Genomic DNA, 16,416 nt, shown 5'->3' with positions numbered 1-16,416 from the left:
TCGAATTTACCCTTTGCCATGACTTGAGACCTCTAGCTGGAACGTTCGTCAGTGCGGCTCGGCCGCGTCTATTGATTTACGCGGCCCGGCAAGGCCGCACTGCTTTTTTTCAAGAGTGCGGCCACGGACGGCCGCTATTGATCTTGCTTTTGCGATCAGGACGATCGCACCCATCAGGCCTTCTTGATCACCTGTTCGGCGATGTTGTTCGGCGCCTCGGCGTAGTGGTCGAACTCCATCGTGAAGGTCGCGCGACCCTGGGTCAGCGAACGGATGGTGGTCGCATAGCCGAACATCTCGCCCAGCGGAACCATCGCGTCGATGGTCTTGCCCGAGGGCGTGTCGTCCTGGCCCTGGAGCAGGCCGCGACGGCGGCTCATGTCGCCCATCACGTCACCGACATACTCCTCCGGCGTCACCACCTCGACCTTCATGATCGGCTCGAGCAGCACCGGGTTGGCCTTGTTGAAGCCCTGCTTGAACGCCATCGAGGCAGCCAGCTTGAAGGCCATTTCGGACGAGTCCACGTCGTGGTACGAACCGAACACCAGCTTGACCTTCACGCCCACCACCGGGAAGCCGGCAAGCGGACCGCTGGTGATGGTCTCGCGAAGGCCCTTCTCCACCGAGGGGATGAATTCCTTCGGGATCACGCCACCGGTGATCTCGTTGACGAACAGGAAATCGTCCTTGACGTCAGCGCTCTTGCGCTCCTCCTCCGTCATCGGCGACAGCTCGATCACGACGTGGCCGTACTGGCCCTTGCCACCCGACTGCTTGGCGTGCTTGTAGTCCGACTTGACGTCCGAAGCGCGGATCGTCTCGCGGTAAGCCACCTGCGGTTTGCCGACATTCGCCTCGACGTTGAACTCGCGGCGCATGCGGTCGACCAGGATGTCCAGGTGCAACTCGCCCATGCCGGAGATGATGGTCTGGCCCGACTCCTCGTCGGTGCGCACACGGAACGACGGATCCTCCGCGGCCAGGCGGCCGAGGGCGATACCCATCTTTTCCTGGTCCGACTTGGTCTTCGGCTCGACCGCCATCGAGATCACCGGCTCCGGGAACGTCATCCGCTCCAGCGTGATGACGTGATCCTGCGCGCACAGCGTGTCGCCCGTCGTCACGTCCTTCAGGCCGACTGCGGCGGCGATGTCACCGGCGCGCACTTCCTTCAGTTCGTGCCGCTCGTTGGCGTGCATCTGCAGGATGCGGCCGATGCGCTCCTTCTTGCTCTTGACCGGGTTGTACACCGCGTCGCCCGAATTCAGCGTGCCCGAGTAGACACGGAAGAACGTCAGGGAACCCACGAACGGGTCGGTCATGATCTTGAACGCCAGCGCGGAGAACGGCGCGGCGTCATCCGCCTTGCGCGTGGCAGCCTGCTCGTTCTCGTCGATACCGGCGACCGGCGGGCGGTCGGCCGGCGACGGCAGCAGTTGCACCACCGCATCGAGCATCGCCTGCACGCCCTTGTTCTTGAACGCGGTGCCGCAGAACACGGGAATGATCTCGTTGGCGAGCGTGCGCTGGCGCAGGCCGGCAACGATCTCCTCGATGGAGAGGTCGCCGCCTTCGAGGTACTTGTTCATCAGTTCTTCGGTGGCTTCCGCCGCGGATTCCACCATGAAGGAGTGCGCCTCGGCCGCCTGGTCGGCCAGCTCGGCGGGAATGTCGCTCAAATCGAACTTCATGCCCTGGGTTTCCATGTCCCAGCTGATCGCCTTCATGCGCAACAGGTCAATCACGCCGGTGAAGTTGTCCTCGGCACCGATCGGCACCTGCATCGGCACCGGGTGTGCGCCAAGGCGCGACTTCAGCTGGCTGACGACCTTCTCGAAATTGGCGCCGGTGCGATCCATCTTGTTGACGAACGCAAGACGCGGCACCTTGTACTTGTTGGCCTGGCGCCACACGGTCTCGGATTGCGGCTGCACGCCACCGACTGCACACAGCACGAATACGGCGCCGTCGAGCACGCGCAGCGAGCGCTCCACCTCGATGGTGAAGTCGACGTGCCCGGGGGTGTCGATGATGTTGAAGCGATGCTGCTCCATCGAGCCATCCATGCCCTTCCAGAAGGCCGTGGTGGCCGCGGAGGTGATGGTGATGCCGCGCTCCTGCTCCTGCTCCATCCAGTCCATGGTGGCCGCGCCGTCATGCACCTCGCCAATCTTGTGGCTGACGCCGGTGTAGAACAGGATGCGCTCCGTGGTCGTGGTCTTGCCGGCATCGATGTGGGCCATGATGCCGAAGTTGCGGTAGCGGTCGAGGGGAGTGGTGCGTGCCATGGATGATTACCTTTGCCGGGCAGCCTTGCCCCGTATCTGGAAGCGGCCGTCCGGGCCGAGAGCTTGTGAGAAATCCGCCCTTGAAGGCGGCTTGCTTTTGGCCGCCATGGGGGCGACCGAGTATCCCTGGTCCGCCATGGACGGCGGCTTTTGTCGCTCGCCGCCGCTGTCTGGCGGCAAGCGCGACATCAATTACCAGCGATAGTGCGAGAAGGCCTTGTTGGCCTCGGCCATGCGGTGCGTCTCTTCACGCTTCTTGGCGGCGCCGCCGCGGCTCTCGGAGGCCTCCAGCAGCTCGGCAGCCAGCTTGCGCGGCATCGAGGTCTCGCCGCGCTTGCGCGCTGCGTCGATGACCCAGCGCATCGCCAGCGCCATGCGGCGGCCCGGACGCACTTCGACCGGCACCTGATAGGTGGCACCACCGACGCGGCGGGATTTCACCTCGACCGCCGGGGCGATGTTGTTCAGCGCCTTCTCGACCAGGGCCACCGGCTCGGCATTCTTTTCGCCGATGTGCTGCAACGCACCGTAAACGATGCTCTCAGCCACGGACTTCTTGCCGCTCTTCATCACCATGTTGATGAAGCGGGCAATCAGCTGGCTGCCATGCTTGGGATCCGGCAGAACCAGACGGGCGGGATGTGAACCTTTGCGCGACATGTTTGTTGTCCGTTGTTTTCGCAGGCAACCCTGCCCGCACGAAAAGCAGCCGTTATGGCCGCATCGATGTTTTTGCAGGCATCCCGCCTGCGAAGCCAAAGCGTCCGTCCATGGCCGCACCTTCCAGATACTTCACCCTTGCAGGCATCCGACCCGGAAACCCGGGCGGCCGACCCTGCCCGCCCTGCCTGGCAGGTCCGGGCGTTACTTCTTCGGACGCTTCGCGCCGTACTTGGAACGCGACTGGCGGCGCTTGGTAACGCCGGCGCAATCGAGGCTACCGCGCACCGTGTGGTAGCGCACACCCGGCAGGTCCTTGACGCGGCCACCGCGGATCAGCACCACGGAGTGCTCCTGCAGGTTGTGCCCTTCACCACCGATGTAGCTGATGACCTCGAAACCGTTGGTCAGGCGCACCTTGGCGACCTTGCGCAGGGCCGAGTTCGGCTTCTTCGGGGTGGTGGTGTAGACGCGCGTGCAGACGCCGCGGCGCTGCGGGCTGCTCTGCAAGGCAGGCGAGCCGCTCTTGTAGGTCTTGGGGCTGCGGTTCTTGCGCACCAACTGGTTGACTGTCGTCATGCGTAGCTGTTCCTGAAAACATAAAGGCAGCCCGATCAAGCTCGGTCTGCCAAGAAGCGGGAATTTAACATGAGCCGCTTGCCATGGGCAAGCTGACGCCCTGCCGTCCTTGACCCGAACACGAGGCGCGTCCTTGCGCCTCATTTCGTATGTCAGCGAGTGAAGCCTCGAACGGACTTACTCGACACCACCATCCGCACCGGTCACCTCTGCGGCCGGAGTCGCAGGCGTGGTTCCGGAAAGCGTCTCGAGCTCCGTGGCGGTCAAACCGCCCTGGCGACGACGCGATGCGTGGTACGCCAAGCCCGTGCCTGCCGGAATGAGACGGCCGACAATAACATTTTCCTTCAGGCCCCGCAAGGTATCACGGGTGCCGCGCACCGCAGCCTCGGTCAACACGCGGGTGGTTTCCTGGAACGAGGCGGCCGAAATGAACGACTCGGTCGCCAGCGAAGCCTTGGTGATGCCCAGCAGGATCGACTGGTACTCGGCCGGACGCTCGCTCTTGGCGACCGCACGCTCGTTCTCGGCATTGATCCGCACACGTTCGATCTGTTCGCCGCGCAGGTAGTGGCTGTCACCCGGCTCGACGATCTCGACCTTGCGCAGCATCTGGCGAATGATCGCCTCGATGTGCTTGTCGTTGATCTTCACGCCCTGCAGGCGATACACGTCCTGGATCTCCTTGACCAGGTAACCGGCCAGCGGCTCCACGCCCAGCAGGCGCAGGATGTCATGCGGACTCGGCTCGCCGTCCACCACCGTCTCGCCCTTCTCCACGTGCTCGCCCTCGAACACGATGACCTGACGCCACTTCGGAATCAGCTCCTCGTGCTCGTTGCCGTCCACGTCCTTGATCACCAGGCGCTGCTTGCCCTTGGTGTCCTTGCCGAAGCTGACGATGCCCGAGCGCTCGGCCAGGATCGCCGGCTCCTTCGGCTTGCGCGCCTCGAAGAGGTCGGCCACGCGCGGCAGACCGCCGGTGATGTCGCGGGTCTTGGAGCTTTCCTGCGGGATGCGCGCGATCACGTCGCCCACGCCCACTTCGGCGCCGTTCTGGATCGACACGATCGCACCGGCCGGGAGGAAGTACTGCGCGGCGATGTCGGTGCCCGGTAGCTTCAGTTCGCGGCCCTTGGCGTCTTCCAGGCGCACGATCGGACGCAGGTCCTTCGCCTGCGCGCCGCGACGCTTCGGATCGGTGACCACCGCCGACTCCAGGCCGGTGAGTTCATCGGTCTGGCTCTGCACGGTGACGCCATCGAGGAAGTCGATGAAGCGCACCACGCCGGCCACCTCGGTGACGATCGGGTGGGTATGCGGATCCCAGTTGGCCACGGTCTGGCCCGGCTTGACTGCCGCACCGTCCTTGACCGCGATGGTGGCGCCATACGGCACCTTGTAACGCTCGCGCTCGCGGCCGCTGGCGTCGATCACGCTCAGCTCGCCCGAACGCGACACCGCCACCAGGTGGCCGGACTTGTGCTGCACCGACTTCAGGTTGTTGTACTTCAGCGAGCCGGTGGTCTTCACCGTCACGTTGTCCACCGCCGCCGCACGCGAAGCCGCACCACCGATGTGGAAGGTACGCATGGTCAGCTGGGTACCGGGCTCACCGATCGACTGCGCGGCGACCACGCCCACGGCCTCGCCCATGTTGACCAGGTGGCCACGGGCCAGGTCGCGGCCGTAACACAGCTTGCACACGCCGTGTTCGGCTTCGCAGGTGATCGGCGAACGCACTTTGACGATCTGCACGCCGGCCTTGTCGAGCTTCTCGACCAGGGCCTCGTTGAGCAACGTGTCGCGGGTGACGATCGGCTGGTCGTCGTCGCCAGGGGCGTAGACGTCCTCGACCACCACGCGACCCAGCACGCGCTCGCGCAACGGCTCGACCACATCGCCACCCTCGACGATCGGCTGCATGGTGATGCCGTCCTCGGTACCGCAGTCGTCCATGGTGATGACCACGTCCTGCGCCACGTCGACCAGGCGACGGGTGAGGTAACCGGAGTTGGCGGTCTTCAGCGCGGTATCGGCCAGGCCTTTTCGAGCACCGTGGGTCGAGTTGAAGTACTGCAGCACGTTCAGGCCTTCGCGGAAGTTGGCCTTGATCGGGGTCTCGATGATCGAGCCGTCCGGACGCGCCATCAGGCCGCGCATGCCGGCCAGCTGGCGAATCTGCGCCACCGAACCACGGGCACCGGAATCGGCCATGATGTACAGCGAGTTCATCGACTTCTGGTTGACCGTCTTGCCCTCGGCATCGACCACCTTCTCGGTGCCGATGCCGTCGATCATCGCCTTGGCCACCAGCTCGCTGGTGCGCGACCAGATGTCGACCACCTTGTTGTAGCGCTCGCCGGCGGTGACCAGACCCGACTGGTACTGCTGCTGGATCTCGACGACTTCCTTCTCGGCCTCGTCCAGGATCGGCTTCTTCTCCTCCGGAATCAGCATGTCGTCGATGCCGATGGAGATGCCCGCGCGCGTCGCGAAGCGATAGCCGGTATACATCAGCTTGTCGGCGAACACGACCGTCTCCTTCAAGCCCAGCAGGCGATAGCTGGAGTTGATCAGGCGCGAGATGTTCTTCTTGGTCAGCTCGGTGTTGGCCAGCTCGAAAGGCAAGCCCTCGGGCAGGATCTCGGCCAGCAACGCGCGGCCCACGGTGGTCTCGACCAGCTTCGTCTCGCTGGTGCGAGTACCGTCCTCGGCCAGGTGCACCAGCTTCAGGCGCACCTTGACCTTGGCGTGCAACTCGGCGGCGCGGTTGTCATAGGCGCGACGCGCCTCGCCGATGCCGGAGAACACCATGCCGGTGCCCTTGGCGTTGATCAGCTCGCGGGTCATGTAATACAAGCCCAGCACCACGTCCTGGGTCGGCACGATGATCGGCTCACCATTGGCGGGGCTGAGGATGTTGTTGGACGACATCATCAGCGTGCGCGCTTCCAGCTGCGCCTCGATCGACAACGGCACGTGCACGGCCATCTGGTCGCCGTCGAAGTCCGCGTTGAAGGCGGTGCAGACCAGCGGGTGCAACTGGATCGCCTTGCCTTCGATCAGCTTGGGCTCGAACGCCTGGATGCCGAGGCGGTGCAGGGTCGGCGCGCGGTTCAGCAGCACCGGATGTTCGCGGATCACCTCTTCGAGGATGTCCCACACCTGGCCTTCCTCACGCTCGACCAGCTTCTTCGCCGCCTTGATGGTGGTGGCTTCGCCACGTGCCTGCAGCTTGGCGAAGATGAACGGCTTGAACAGCTCCAGCGCCATCTTCTTCGGCAGGCCACACTGGTGCAGGCGCAGCGTCGGGCCGACCACGATCACCGAGCGGCCGGAGTAGTCCACGCGCTTGCCGAGCAGGTTCTGGCGGAAGCGGCCCTGCTTGCCCTTGATCATGTCGGCCAGCGACTTCAGCGCGCGCTTGTTGGTGCCGGTGATGGCACGGCCGCGCCGGCCGTTGTCCAGCAGCGCGTCGACCGACTCCTGCAGCATGCGCTTCTCGTTGCGCACGATGATGTCCGGCGCATTGAGCTCGAGCAGGCGCTTCAGGCGGTTGTTGCGGTTGATCACGCGGCGGTACAGGTCGTTCAGGTCGGAGGTGGCGAAGCGGCCACCGTCCAGCGGCACCAGCGGACGCAGGTCCGGCGGCAGCACCGGCAGCACGGTCAGCACCATCCACTCCGGCTTGTTGCCGGATTCCAGGAACGCCTCGATCAGCTTGACGCGCTTGGTGAGGCGCTTGAGCTTGGTCTCGGAATTGGTGGAGGCGATCTCTTCCTTCAGGCGGATCACCTCGCCCGGCAGGTCGAGCGACTTCAGCAGGTGGAACACCGCCTCGGCGCCCATCCGCGCGTCGAACTCGTCGCCGTGCTCTTCGGTCGCTTCCAGGTACTGGTCCTCGCTGAGCAGCTGGCCGCGCTCCAGCGCGGTCATGCCCGGGTCGATCACCACGAAGGCCTCGAAATACAAGATGCGCTCGATGTCGCGCAGGGTCATGTCCAGCATCAGGCCGATGCGCGAAGGCAGCGACTTCAGGAACCAGATGTGCGCGGTCGGGCTGGCCAGCTCGATGTGGCCCATGCGCTCGCGGCGCACCTTGGCCAGCGTCACCTCGGTGCCGCACTTCTCGCACACCACGCCTCGGTGCTTCATGCGCTTGTACTTGCCGCACAGGCACTCGTAGTCCTTCACCGGGCCGAAGATGGCCGCGCAGAACAGGCCGTCACGCTCCGGCTTGAAGGTGCGGTAGTTGATCGTCTCCGGCTTCTTCACTTCGCCGTACGACCACGAGCGGATCAGCTCCGGCGAGGCGAGCGCGATCTTGATCGCGTCGAAGTCAGGCGTCGCACGCTGCTGGTTGAAGAGGTTGAGCAAGTCTTTCATTTGAATCTCCGGTCGGAGCTTGTCTTGGGTCGAGGTCCGCGATACGAGCTGAAGTCAGGCTTGCGGGGTCCGGGGCCGGAAGCCGGGTTTGCCGTTGCAAACCCGCCATCCGGAACTCCGGGCCCCGTCGATCACTTGGCCTCTTCCAGGTCGATGTCGATGGCGAGCGAGCGGATTTCCTTCACCAGCACGTTGAAGGACTCCGGCATGCCCGCGGACATCTCGTGGTTGCCGTCGACGATGTTCTTGTACATCTGGTTGCGGCCCTGCACGTCGTCGGACTTCACCGTCAGCATTTCCTGCAGGGTGTAGGCCGCGCCGTAGGCTTCCAGGGCCCAGACCTCCATCTCGCCGAAGCGCTGGCCGCCGAACTGCGCCTTGCCGCCCAGCGGCTGCTGGGTCACCAGCGAGTACGGGCCGGTGGAGCGCGCGTGCATCTTGTCGTCGACCAGGTGGTTGAGCTTCAGGTAATGCATGTAGCCCACGGTGACCGGGCGGTCGAACGCCTCGCCGGTGCGGCCGTCGTACAGCATGGTCTGACCCGACTCGGGCAGGCCCGCCAGGCGCAGCATCGCCTTGATCTCGGTCTCCTCGGCACCGTCGAACACCGGCGTGGCCATCGGCACGCCTTCCTGCAGGTTGGTGGCGAGCGCCAGGATCTCTTTGTCGGTGAGCGACTTCAGATCGACGTGCTGTACGGCACCGGCCACATGGGTGTTGTAGATCTGGTCGAGGAACTTGCGGATCTCGACCACCTTCTCCTGTGCCTCGATCATCTTCTGGATCTTCTTGCCCAGGCCCTTGGCGGCCCAGCCCAGATGAACTTCCAGAATCTGGCCGATGTTCATGCGTGAAGGCACGCCCAGCGGGTTCAGGCAGATATCCACCGCCTCGCCGTTGGCCATGTACGGCATGTCCTCCACCGGCACCACGTTGGAGACCACGCCCTTGTTGCCGTGGCGGCCGGCCATCTTGTCGCCCGGCTGGATGCGGCGCTTCACGGCCAAGAACACCTTGACCATCTTCAGCACGCCCGGCGCCAGATCGTCACCCTGGGTGATCTTGCCCTGCTTCTCCTTGAAGCGCTTGTCGAACTCTTCCTTGTGGCGCTTGATCTGGTCGGCGGCGCGCTCGAGGAACTCGGTGACATCCTCGTCCTTGACGTTGATCTTGAACCAGTCGTCCTTCTTCAGGCCGTCCAGGTAGGCGTCGGTGATCTCGGCGCCGCGCTTGAGGCCACCCGGGCCGCTCATCGCGGACTTGCCGACCAGCTGGGTGCGCATGCGGCTGTAGATCGCGCCTTCGAGGATGCGGAACTGGTCATCCAGATCCTTGCGGATCCGCTTGATCTCGGTTTCCTCGATCTGCTTGGCGCGCTTGTCCTTCTCGATGCCGTCGCGGGTGAACACCTGCACGTCGATGACGGTGCCGTCCATGCCCGGCGGCACGCGCAGCGAGCTGTCCTTCACGTCGGACGCCTTCTCGCCGAAGATCGCGCGCAGCAGCTTCTCTTCCGGCGTCAGCTGGCTCTCGCCCTTGGGCGTGACCTTGCCGACCATGATGTCGCCGGCCTTCACCTCGGCACCGATATACACGATGCCGCTCTCGTCCAGGCGCGCCAGCGCCTGCTCGCCCACGTTCGGGATGTCGGCGGTGATTTCCTCGGCGCCCAGCTTGGTGTCGCGCGCGATGCAGGACAGCTCCTCGATGTGGATCGAGGTGTAGCGGTCCTCCTGCACGACGCGCTCGGAAAGCAGGATCGAGTCTTCAAAGTTGTAGCCGTTCCACGGCATGAAGGCGATCAGCATGTTCTGGCCGAGCGCGAGCTCGCCCAGGTCGGTCGACGAACCGTCGGCCAGCGTGTCGCCCTTGGCCACCACGTCACCGACGTTCACCAGCGGACGCTGGTTGAGGTTGGTGTTCTGGTTGGAGCGGGTGTACTTGGTCAACGTGTAGATGTCGACGCCGGCGTCGTTGTCGCCGACCTCGTCCTCATTCACGCGCACGACGATACGGGCCGCATCGACCTGGTCGATCACGCCGCCGCGCTTGGCCGAGACAATGACGCCGGAATCGCGTGCCACCGCGCGCTCCACGCCGGTACCCACCAGCGGGGTCTGCGACCGCAGGGTCGGCACGGCCTGGCGCTGCATGTTCGCACCCATCAGCGCGCGGTTCGCGTCATCGTGCTCCAGGAACGGCACCAGCGCCGCCGCGACCGACACGGTCTGCATCGGCGAGACGTCCATGTAGTCGACTTCGGCCGCCGGACGCAGCTCGGACTCACCACGGAAACGGCAGGACACGAAGTCCTCCAGGAACGCGCCGTGCTTGTCCAGCGGCGAGTTGGCCTGCGCGATCACGTGGTCGCCTTCCTCGATCGCCGACAGGTAATCGACCTTGTCGGTGACCTTGCCGTTGGCGACCTTGCGGTACGGCGTCTCGAGGAAGCCGTAGGCATTGGTGCGGGCGTACACGGCCAGCGAGTTGATCAGGCCGATGTTCGGACCTTCCGGCGTCTCGATGGTGCAGACGCGGCCGTAATGGGTCGGGTGCACGTCGCGCACTTCGAAGCCGGCGCGTTCGCGGGTCAGGCCGCCTGGGCCCAGCGCAGAGACGCGGCGCTTGTGCGTCACTTCCGACAGCGGGTTGTTCTGGTCCATGAACTGCGACAGCTGCGAAGAGCCGAAGAACTCCTTCACTGCCGCGGCGACCGGCTTGGCGTTGATCAGGTCCTGCGGGGTCAGGCCATCGGCCTCGGCCAGCGACAGGCGCTCGCGCACCGCACGCTCCACACGGACCAGGCCGATGCGGAAGGTGTTCTCGGCCATCTCGCCGACCGAACGCACGCGACGGTTGCCCAGGTGGTCGATGTCATCGACGGTGCCGTGGCCATTCTTGATGTCGATCAGCACCTTCAGCACGTCGAGGATGTCGGACGACTCGCCCTGCTCCTTGACCAGCTGCTGGGAGGCCTCTTCCTTGCGTTCGCTGAAATACTTGTGGTCATACAGCACGCCCGGGCCGAGGATGTCCTTGCGGCCCACGCGCCGGTTGAACTTCATCCGGCCCACGTTCGACAGGTCGTAGCGGTCGAAGGTGAAGAACAGGTTGAAGAACAGGTTCTGCGCGGCGTCCTTGGTGGGCGGCTCGCCCGGACGCATCATGCGGTAGATCTCGACCAGCGCCTCCAGCGGCGTGGTGGTGTTGTCGATGCGCAGGGTGTGCGAGATGTAGGCGCCGCGGTCCAGGTCGTTGACGTACAGCGTCGGCACGATCTCGATGCCCGCCTTGCGGAAGCTCTCCAGCTGCTCGGCGGTGATCTCGTCGTTGGCCGAGGCCAGCAGTTCGCCGGTCTTGGGGTCGACGATGTCGGTAGCCACGATGCGGCCGACCGGGTAGTCATCGGGCACTTCCAGCGCGGTGATGTTCTCCGCGGCGAGCTGGCGCACGTGACGCGCAGTGATGCGCTTGCCGGCTTCCACCAGCACCTTGCCGCCGATCGCCAGATCGAAGGAGAGCGTCTCGCCGCGCAGGCGCTCGGCCACCAGCTCCAGCGTGGTGCCACCCTTCTTGCCCAGGTGGAACACGTTGTGCTCGAAGAAGATGCCCAGCATCTCCTCGTTGCTGTAGCCCAGCGCACGCAGCAGCACCGTCACCGGCAGCTTGCGGCGACGGTCGATGCGGGTGAACAGCGCGTCCTTCGGGTCGAACTCGAAGTCCAGCCAGGAGCCGCGATAGGGGATCACGCGGGCGGAGAACAGCAGCTTGCCCGAGCTGTGCGTCTTGCCGCGGTCGTGGTCGAAGAACACGCCCGGCGAACGATGCAGCTGCGAGACGATCACGCGCTCGGTGCCGTTGATGATGAAGGTGCCGGTATCGGTCATGAGCGGGATTTCGCCCATGTAGACCTCCTGCTCCTTGATGTACTTGACCACCTTCTTGGAGGCCGGGCTGTCCTTGTCGTAGATGACCAGGCGCACGGTGGTGCGCAGCGGCGCGCCGTAGGTCATGCCGCGGTTGCGGCACTCGCGCTCGTCGAACGCCGGCTCGCCGAGGCGGTAGTCGACATACTCGAGTGCGGCGTTGCCCGAATAGCTGGAGATCGGGAACACCGACTTCAACGCGGCATGCAAACCCTTCTCGCCACGCTGCTTCGGCGCGACGTGTTCCTGCAGGAACTCACGGTAGGAATCGGTCTGGATGGTCAGCAGGTTGGGCACGCCCAGTACGGGCGGACGCTTGCCAAAGTCCTTGCGGATGCGTTTCTTCTCGGTAAACGAGTAGGCCATGATCGGTAGCGCCTCGGTTCGCAGTGACGCCGGCGGTGCATTCACCGGCTGAATGAAAAAAACTGGGATTCGGGAATCGAGAATGGGGAATCGGTCAGAGCCCGAAGGCTGTGGCTACTGCCGATTCCCCATTCTCCATGCCCCATTCCCGTTCAAACGGGCAAAGCCCGGGAGCTTTCGCTCCCAGGCTTGCTTGACATCAAGTCGAAGCAGCGGCGTACAAACGCCGATTACTTCAATTCGACGGTGGCGCCGGCAGCTTCCAGATCCTTCTTGAACTTGTCGGCATCTTCCTTCGACACGGCTTCCTTCAGGACGCCGCCGGCCTCGGTGAGGTCCTTGGCTTCCTTCAGGCCCAGGCCGGTGATCGCGCGGACGGCCTTGATCACGTCGACCTTCTTGGCGCCGGCGCTCTTCAGGATCACGTCGAACTCGGTCTGCGCTTCGGCAGCCGGGCCGGCAGCAGCCGGGCCGGCAGCGACCATCACCGGGGCGGCGGCGGTCACGCCAAACTTCTCTTCGATCGCCTTCACCAGGTCCATCACTTCCATCAGCGACTTGGCGGCGACGGCTTCAACGATCTGTTCGTTGGTCAGGGACATTGCATTTACCTCTGGATGTATTTCGGTTCGGTTTGATGAGACGCAGAACGATCAGGCCGGTTCGGCTTCCGCCGGGGCTTCGGCGGCAACTTCGCCACCACCCTGCTGGTCGGCCACCGCCTTGACGACGCGGGCGAACATCGTGGCCGGTTCGGCCAGCACGCGGGCCAGCATGGCCAGCGCCTGTTCGCGAGTCGGCAGCGAGGCCAGCACGTCGACGTGCGAGGCCGGCAGCAGCTTGCCTTCGACCGAGACGAGCTTCGCCTGCAGCTTGTCGTTGTCCTTGGCGAACTCCTTGATCAGACGCCCGGCAGCGCCGGGTTCTTCCGTCGAGAATGCGTACAGCAGCGGACCGACCAGGGCGTCCTTGACGACCTCGAATTCGGTACCGGCCACGGCGCGCGACGCCAGCGTGTTCTTGACGACTCGCAAGTACACGCCGGATTCGCGGGCCTTCTTGCGCATCGCGGTCATCTGAGCGACCGTGGTGCCCGCATACTCGGCAGCGACCAGGGAGTGAGCCTTCGCGGCAACTTCAGCCAGCTCTGCGACTACTTCTTGCTTCTGAGACAGATTGAGAGCCATTGCACTCCTCCAAATGAACTCCGCTTGCGGCTCCTGCCGCTTGCGGTCCTGGGCGACGCCATCCTTGACGCCGGGGACACCTCGTGTCCCGGGTGTTGGCCTTTCCAGAACTGAACAACGAACCGTTCCAGTCGGGGCAGCACCATCTGCGCAGGCCGGATCGTGACGACTCCGATTAAGCAACCCCGTTGGCGACGCGGCGATTCCCTGCCAGGTGCGAGCTCCCTGCCCGTCGTCGTCGCGCGTTGGTTGCGCCTGCGGTCTTTGACAGCGATCCCGGCTTCGCGAACGGGCCGGGACTGCCCTCAAAAACTGCCCGCGTCGATCTCGAGACCGACGCGGGACTTGATTACTTGGTGGCGATGGTCAGCGACGAGGTATCGACGGCAACGCCGACGCCCATCGTGCTGGACAACGCCACTTTCTGCAGGAACTGACCCTTGGCCGTGGCCGGCTTGGCCTTCAGCAGGTCGGCGATCAGCGCGTTGAGGTTGTCCGCCAGCTGGGCAGCCTCGAAGCTGGCCTTGCCGATGGTGGCGTGGATGATGCCCGCCTTGTCGTTGCGGAACTTCACCTGGCCGGCCTTGGCGTTCTTCACCGCGGTGGCGACGTCGGCGGTGACCGAGCCGTCCTTCGGGTTCGGCATCAGGCCGCGCGGGCCGAGCAGCTGGCCCAGCTTGCCGACCACGCGCATCGCGTCGGGCGTGGCGATCACGCGACCGAAGTCGAGATCACCGCCCTGCATGCGCTCGGCCAGGTCGTCCATGCCGACGGCGTCGGCGCCGGCGGCCTTGGCCGCCTCGGCCTTCTCGCCCGGCGGGCAGAACACGGCCACCTTGACGGTCTTGCCGGTGCCGTGCGGCAGCAGCGAGGAGCCGCGCACGCCCTGGTCCGACTTCTTCGCGTCAATGCCCAGCCGCACCGCCACGTCCACCGACTCGGCAAACTTCGCCTTGGCGTTGTCCTTGACGATCTTCAGGGCTTCTTCCAGGCCGTAGAACTTGCCCGGCTGCACCGCGGCCTGCGCGGCTTTCATGCGCTTCGTGAGCTTTGCCATGTCTTAACCCTCCACCACAAGGCCCATGCTGCGGGCGCTACCGGCAATGGTGCGCACCGCGGCGTCGAGATCGGCAGCCGTCAGATCCGGCTCCTTCTGCTTGGCAATGTCTTCCAGCTGCTTGCGGGTGACCTTGCCGACCTTGTCGGTGTTCGGCTTCTGCGAACCCTTGGCGACGCCGGTGGCCTTCTTCAGAAGGATCGTGGCGGGCGGGGTCTTGGTGATGAAGGTGAAGCTGCGGTCGGAGTACGCGGTGATGATGGTCGGGATCGGCAGACCCGGCTCCAGCTTCTGCGTGGCGGCATTGAACGCCTTGCAGAACTCCATGATGTTCAGGCCGCGCTGACCGAGGGCGGGGCCGACCGGCGGCGAGGGGTTGGCCTGACCGGCCTTGACCTGCAGCTTGATGTAACCGACAACTTTCTTTGCCATGGGGATTTTCCTCGCGAGTGCAGGCGCCTTGCGGCTCCTCGCTGTTCACCGTTCCGTGGATGGAAGGAAGGGCCGGCATCGTGCCGATCCTGAAACGCGGACACGCCGGATCATGGAAAGATCCAGCGTGAACCGTGCAGTATAGAGATTGGCCCGGCTTTCAGCAAGTGCCGTGCCAAGATCGCACCAATCGCCCGAATCAGGCCTTCTCGACCTGCCCGAACTCCAGCTCGACCGGGGTCGAACGCCCGAAGATCAATACGGCCACACGCAGGCGGCTCTTCTCGTAATTGACTTCTTCGACCACGCCGTTGAAATCGTTGAACGGCCCCTCGGTGACGCGCACCATCTCGCCCGGCTCGAACAACACTTTGGGCTTGGGCTTCTCGACGCCCTCGCGCACGCGGCTGAGAATGGCGTCGGCTTCGCTGTCCTTGATCGGCAACGGACGATCGGCAGTGCCGCCGATGAAGCCCATGACCTTGGGGGTTTCCTTGATCAGGTGCCAGCACTCGTCGTCGATGCGCGGCGCCTTGCCCTCGGTGCTGCACTCGATCTGCACCAGCACGTAGCCGGGGAAGAACTTGCGATCGCTGCGGCGCTTCTGCCCGCCGCGCATCTCGATCACTTCCTCGGTCGGCACCAGCACTTCGCCGAACTTCTCTTCCATCCCGGCGCGCTTGATGCGCTCCTCGAGAGAACGCTTGACCTGGTTCTCGAAGCCCGAATAGGCGTGCACCACGTACCAGCGCTTGCTCATGCTCATCTCAACCACCCAGCTTCAACAGCCAGTCGAGGATGACCGACTTGAGGATCAGGTCGATCAACCCGAGCAGCAGCGACAGCACGATCACCACCAGCAGGATGACGCCGGTCGTCTTGATCGTCTCGTCGCGCGTGGGCCAGACCACCTTGCGCATTTCAAACTGCGATTCGGCCAGGAAATTCCTGACCCGCCGCCCCAGCCCGGTGAACGCGGCAATCGCCACGGCGATCACCAGCGCGGCGAGCACGCCCAGCAGGCGCATCGATGCGGGGACGCTGCCGTCGCGACCGAACCAGGAATAGGCAAAGATGCCCGCTGCCAGCACCAGCCCCGCCAGTATCAGCTTGCCGATGTCGCCAGCGTTGGTGCCCTTGGGCTGTTCTGCCTTGGTAATCATGTGCGCTTGTCGAGTGGCGGCAGCACGCCGAGCCTTGCGGTCGGCCCTGCCATCGTCACCCGTCCGGATCCTCGGGGAAAGTGGCACGCCAGGAGGGACTTGAACCCCCAACCTGCGGTTTTGGAGACCGCTGCTCTGCCAATTGAGCTACTGGCGTAAATTTGTGTCGTCATCCCTGACAACAAAAGCAAAACCGGCATCCATGCCGGACTATTCATCAACAGCTTCGGGCAGTCCGTCTCCGGAACTGCCCTTGACTTGCCCCGGCGTCAACCGGCGCGGCGCAGCCGTGTCCGGTTCAACGGCGGGAGTTATCCCGGCAGCTCGCTGCCGGGATGACGGTACTTACTTGATGACCTTGGCCAC

Annotated in this window: 11 protein-coding genes and 1 tRNA gene; all 12 read right to left on the bottom strand. The window is 64.5% G+C overall.

Annotated features, from left to right (window positions below; translation table 11 throughout):
- Positions 1-173: 173 nt before the first annotated feature.
- Positions 174-2,291, bottom strand: a complete 2,118-nt coding sequence (gene fusA, locus B1991_RS07545; RefSeq protein ID WP_136258112.1) for an elongation factor G — start codon at positions 2,289-2,291, stop codon at positions 174-176.
- Positions 2,292-2,483: 192 nt separating this feature from the next.
- Positions 2,484-2,951: a 30S ribosomal protein S7 gene (rpsG, locus tag B1991_RS07540; protein WP_007514548.1), complete on the bottom strand. Its 468-nt coding sequence runs from the start codon at positions 2,949-2,951 to the stop codon at positions 2,484-2,486.
- Positions 2,952-3,155: 204 nt separating this feature from the next.
- Complete coding sequence (rpsL, locus tag B1991_RS07535; RefSeq protein ID WP_007083021.1) at positions 3,156-3,530, bottom strand: 30S ribosomal protein S12; 375 nt, start codon at positions 3,528-3,530, stop codon at positions 3,156-3,158.
- A 177-nt stretch (positions 3,531-3,707) separates the two neighbouring features.
- Complete coding sequence (rpoC, locus tag B1991_RS07530; protein WP_136258111.1) at positions 3,708-7,919, bottom strand: DNA-directed RNA polymerase subunit beta'; 4,212 nt, start codon at positions 7,917-7,919, stop codon at positions 3,708-3,710.
- A 131-nt stretch (positions 7,920-8,050) separates the two neighbouring features.
- The gene (gene rpoB, locus B1991_RS07525) at positions 8,051-12,214 is read right to left on the bottom strand and encodes a DNA-directed RNA polymerase subunit beta (protein WP_210772101.1); all 4,164 of its coding nucleotides are present in this window, start codon (positions 12,212-12,214) and stop codon (positions 8,051-8,053) included.
- Positions 12,215-12,441: 227 nt separating this feature from the next.
- On the bottom strand, positions 12,442-12,813 hold the full coding sequence (gene rplL, locus B1991_RS07520; RefSeq protein WP_136258109.1) for a 50S ribosomal protein L7/L12: 372 nt from the start codon (positions 12,811-12,813) through the stop codon (positions 12,442-12,444).
- A 51-nt stretch (positions 12,814-12,864) separates the two neighbouring features.
- Complete coding sequence (gene rplJ / locus B1991_RS07515) at positions 12,865-13,398, bottom strand: 50S ribosomal protein L10 (protein ID WP_136258108.1); 534 nt, start codon at positions 13,396-13,398, stop codon at positions 12,865-12,867.
- Positions 13,399-13,747: 349 nt separating this feature from the next.
- On the bottom strand, positions 13,748-14,455 hold the full coding sequence (gene rplA, locus B1991_RS07510) for a 50S ribosomal protein L1 (protein WP_136258107.1): 708 nt from the start codon (positions 14,453-14,455) through the stop codon (positions 13,748-13,750).
- A 3-nt stretch (positions 14,456-14,458) separates the two neighbouring features.
- On the bottom strand, positions 14,459-14,887 hold the full coding sequence (gene rplK / locus B1991_RS07505; protein ID WP_027491701.1) for a 50S ribosomal protein L11: 429 nt from the start codon (positions 14,885-14,887) through the stop codon (positions 14,459-14,461).
- Positions 14,888-15,086: 199 nt separating this feature from the next.
- Positions 15,087-15,647: a transcription termination/antitermination protein NusG gene (nusG, locus tag B1991_RS07500; RefSeq protein ID WP_136258106.1), complete on the bottom strand. Its 561-nt coding sequence runs from the start codon at positions 15,645-15,647 to the stop codon at positions 15,087-15,089.
- Between the two features lie 7 nt (positions 15,648-15,654).
- A complete protein-coding gene (gene secE / locus B1991_RS07495; protein WP_136258105.1) occupies positions 15,655-16,050 on the bottom strand; it encodes a preprotein translocase subunit SecE in 396 nt (131 codons plus the stop codon).
- 81 nt (positions 16,051-16,131) lie between these two features.
- Positions 16,132-16,207, bottom strand: a tRNA-Trp gene (locus B1991_RS07490).
- Positions 16,208-16,416: the final 209 nt, after the last annotated feature.

Origin of the sequence: Rhodanobacter lindaniclasticus (assembly GCF_004799035.1) — a bacterium.
GTDB classification, from domain to species: domain Bacteria; phylum Pseudomonadota; class Gammaproteobacteria; order Xanthomonadales; family Rhodanobacteraceae; genus Rhodanobacter; species Rhodanobacter lindaniclasticus.
Note: the sequence above shows the minus strand (reverse complement) of the source record. Positions and strands in the feature narration are given on the sequence as shown.